This is a genomic window from Streptomyces sp. NPDC051940 (assembly GCF_040680895.1).
Lineage (GTDB): Bacteria > Actinomycetota > Actinomycetes > Streptomycetales > Streptomycetaceae > Streptomyces.
Genome location: NZ_JBFAXR010000268.1, coordinates 1 through 2,914, shown reverse-complemented (window position 1 = coordinate 2,914; position 2,914 = coordinate 1). Strand labels below are relative to the sequence as shown.

At 68.5% G+C, this 2,914-nt stretch carries 3 protein-coding genes and 1 rRNA gene; 3 read left to right on the top strand and 1 reads right to left on the bottom strand.

Annotation, left to right across the window (positions count from 1 at the left end; translation table 11 throughout):
• Positions 1-233 precede the first annotated feature (233 nt).
• From AB0M28_RS40275 to AB0M28_RS40265, 3 genes are all read left to right on the top strand, one after another.
• Positions 234-1,163 (top strand): PHB depolymerase family esterase, encoded by a 930-nt coding sequence (locus tag AB0M28_RS40275; protein WP_365415783.1) that lies wholly within the window; start codon positions 234-236, stop codon positions 1,161-1,163.
• 132 nt (positions 1,164-1,295) lie between these two features.
• Entirely contained in the window at positions 1,296-1,859 is a 564-nt protein-coding gene (locus AB0M28_RS40270) for an RNA polymerase sigma factor (protein WP_365415781.1), read from the top strand.
• Positions 1,856-2,755 carry a hypothetical protein gene (locus AB0M28_RS40265; RefSeq protein WP_365415779.1) on the top strand — a complete coding sequence of 300 codons (900 nt, stop codon included), beginning with the start codon at positions 1,856-1,858 and terminating at the stop codon, positions 2,753-2,755. Before AB0M28_RS40270 ends, AB0M28_RS40265 begins: the two co-directional genes overlap by 4 nt.
• Positions 2,756-2,826: 71 nt before the next feature.
• Here the strand turns inward: AB0M28_RS40265 and rrf are convergent.
• Positions 2,827-2,914, bottom strand: a 5S ribosomal RNA gene (gene rrf, locus AB0M28_RS40260); the annotation flags it as partial.

Below are 2,914 nucleotides of genomic sequence, written 5' to 3'. Positions count from 1 at the left end.
GTGGCCTCGCGGATGAGCGCGACGTCCTCGCCCTTCAGCTTCTCCTTGAGGTCCTCCACTGCGGCCTCGACCTCGGCGGAATCGAACCGTTGACCTTCTCCTTACCATGGAGACGCTCTGCCGACTGAGCTATGGGGGCCTGATCAGCTGAAAGAGATCATACCCGAATCTCCATGGGGTCGTGACCATCCATCCCCTCGCCCGCGCCAGGTCCCGCCCGCATCCTGGCCCTCATGACCAAAGCCTTGAGATGGGCGTTACGACGCCCCCTGACCTCCCTCGTCGCCGTCACGCTCCTGCTCCTCGCGGTCGGCTGCGGGGGCGGCACCGAACCCGACGACAAACCCAGGGCATCCGCGAAGCCCTCGAAGAGCGCCGCGCCGGCCGCACAGCCCAAACCCGGCACCCAGATGCTGACGCTCGACTGGCAGGGCAAACAGCGCGGTTACGTCGTGCACGCACCGCCCGGCTACACGCCGGGCACCCCGCTGCCGCTGGTGATGGTCCTGCACTACTACCCCGGCACCGGCACCCAGGCACAGCTCATCTCACGGATGGACGAGAAGGCGGACGCGGAGGGCTTCCTTACCGTCTATCCCGATGGCCTGGACGGCGGCTTCAACGCCCTCATCTGCTGCGGCGCGGAGGACGACGTCGGCTTCCTGCGCGAACTGGTGAAGCAGTTCGTGACGGTGTGGCACGCCGACCCCACCCGCGTGTACGCCACCGGCATCTCCAACGGCGGCGACATGTCCTTCAAGCTGGCGGTGGAGCTGTCCGACACGTTCGCGGCGGTGGCACCGGTCAGCGGCGGCTACAGCGGCTCCGCGACCGCGGAAGCCTCGTACATGCCGAAGTCCCCCGTCTCCGTGATCACGTTCATCGGCGGACAGGACCGCTACTACGAGACCTTCAAGTCCGGAATCACCACCTGGAAGCAACGCCTCGCCTGCAAGGACAGGGGACGCCCGGCGAAGAAGGCCAAGTACACCAGCACGAAGGCCCGCTGCAAGGACGGCAGCGACGTCGTGGCCTACGACCTGCCGGCAATGGGCCACGCCTGGCCGGGAGCAACATCAGGCGATCTGTCGGACGCGGAGGCCGGAGTCGTCGCCACGGACCTCATCTGGGAGTTCTTCAAGCAGCACAAGAAGCAGAGCTGAGTAAACGCGGAGGCGGCGCCTCAGCCCCCAGCCGACCGCCCGGGGGCTGAGGCGCAGTGCGCGAACGCTCGGGCGCGTATCGCGCAAGTACGTGTGAGGCCGCCGTCCGCGCGGTCAGGAGTCGGGGTTTCCATGGTTCGCGTAACAGACGACGAACTGCTGGGCGGCGCCGCCCGCGATCCAGCGGCCTTCGAGCCGCTGGTCGCAAGGCACTCGACCGCCTTGCACGGCTACCTCAGGCGCCGGGCGCCGGCAGCCGCCGACGACCTGCTCGCCGAGGTGTGGCTGCAGGCCTTCGCGGCCCGCCGGACCTTCGACGCAAGCCGCGGTTCGGCCCGCGCCTGGCTCTTCGGAGTGACGCGCAAGGTGTTGGCGCAGCACTGGCAGCAGCTGGCCCGCGCTCCCCAACCGCCGACAGCCGACGGTATATCCACGGACCCATGGCAGGCCGTGGACCAGCGCCTGGACGCGGCGGCAGCGGGGAAGCGCCTCCGTCGCGAGCTCAGCGAACTGCCGGCCGTCGAACGGGAGCTGCTGCTCCTCGTCGCCTGGGAGCAACTGACGCCCACCGAAGCGGCGGCCGTCGTCGGCATCCCGGCCGGCACCGCCCGCTCACGCCTGCACCGGGCCCGCACCCGGCTGCGTCGAGGCCTCACCACCTCCACCCTCACCCAGCTGCAGGGAGACTTCGCATGACCACTCCGCACGACGCACAGGACGAACTCGACTGGCCCGGCGCCGAACTGCTGGTCGCGGCGGGCGACGCGGCACCACCTGCCGCCGACGTCGTCGCCGCCGCACTGGAGGCCGTACGCACGGCTGCCGCCGCAGAGCAGGCGTCCGCCGTCCGGAACAGCCGCCGCCGACGGCACGTCGCCTCCGCGGCGCTTGTCGCAGCCGTCGTGGCGGGCGCGACCATCGTGCCGGCGGTGGACATGGGCGGCAACGAGGCTCCGGCTACCGCCTCGGCGTCGGAGTTCCTCAACGCGATGGCGAAGACAGCGGCCGCCGAGCCGGCTTCGGACGCCGAAATCTGGAAGTCGGTCGTCGAGTACGACTTCGGCGACGTCGACGCGGAGACCAGGGCCAGAAACATCGAGATCTTCAACGTCCAGTTCACCTACGAGGTACGCCCTGACGGGAGCGTCGAGAGACTCATCGATGACCTGAACGACTGGGTTTCCGCCAACACCGGGCTGACCTGGGCTTCCCTGAAAGACCTGCCAACCGACCCGGCCGCGCTACGGACCCGGCTGACGGCTGGCGTGCCGGAGCAGTACGCCGAAAGCGACATGATCCAGTGGGCAGGTGATCTGCTGGCGATCTCACCCGCCGGGCCCGAGCTGCGTGCCGCGCTCTTCCAGATCATGGCGCAGAGCTCTCAGGTCCGCCTGGTCGAGAACGCCCACGATGCAAAGGGCCGTCCTGGCACCGAGCTGCACTGGGATCTCGAAGGGTCCTCCGAGGGAGGCTCACACTGGATCTGGCTGGTCGATCCGGAAACGGCGGACCTGCTCGAGATGCGGTTCATCCCCAACTCCGGCGACGGCCGCCAACGGCGCGAGACCTATCTGTATCTCGGCCCGGCCTAGGGCAACAGGGGGACACAACGCAGAAAAGCCTCAACCCCCAGCCATAGGCTGGGGGTTGAGGCTTAATAATTGTTCGGCGGCGACCTACTCTCCCACAGGGTCCCCCCTGCAGTACCATCGGCGCGGAAAGGCTTAGCTTCCGGGTTCGGAATGTAACCG

Coding starts and splice junctions, on each gene's coding strand:
- AB0M28_RS40275 (WP_365415783.1), top strand. CDS start 234: ATGACCAAAGCCTTGAGATGGGCGTTACGACGCCCCCTGACCTCCCTC.
- AB0M28_RS40270 (WP_365415781.1), top strand. CDS start 1,296: ATGGTTCGCGTAACAGACGACGAACTGCTGGGCGGCGCCGCCCGCGAT.
- AB0M28_RS40265 (WP_365415779.1), top strand. CDS start 1,856: ATGACCACTCCGCACGACGCACAGGACGAACTCGACTGGCCCGGCGCC.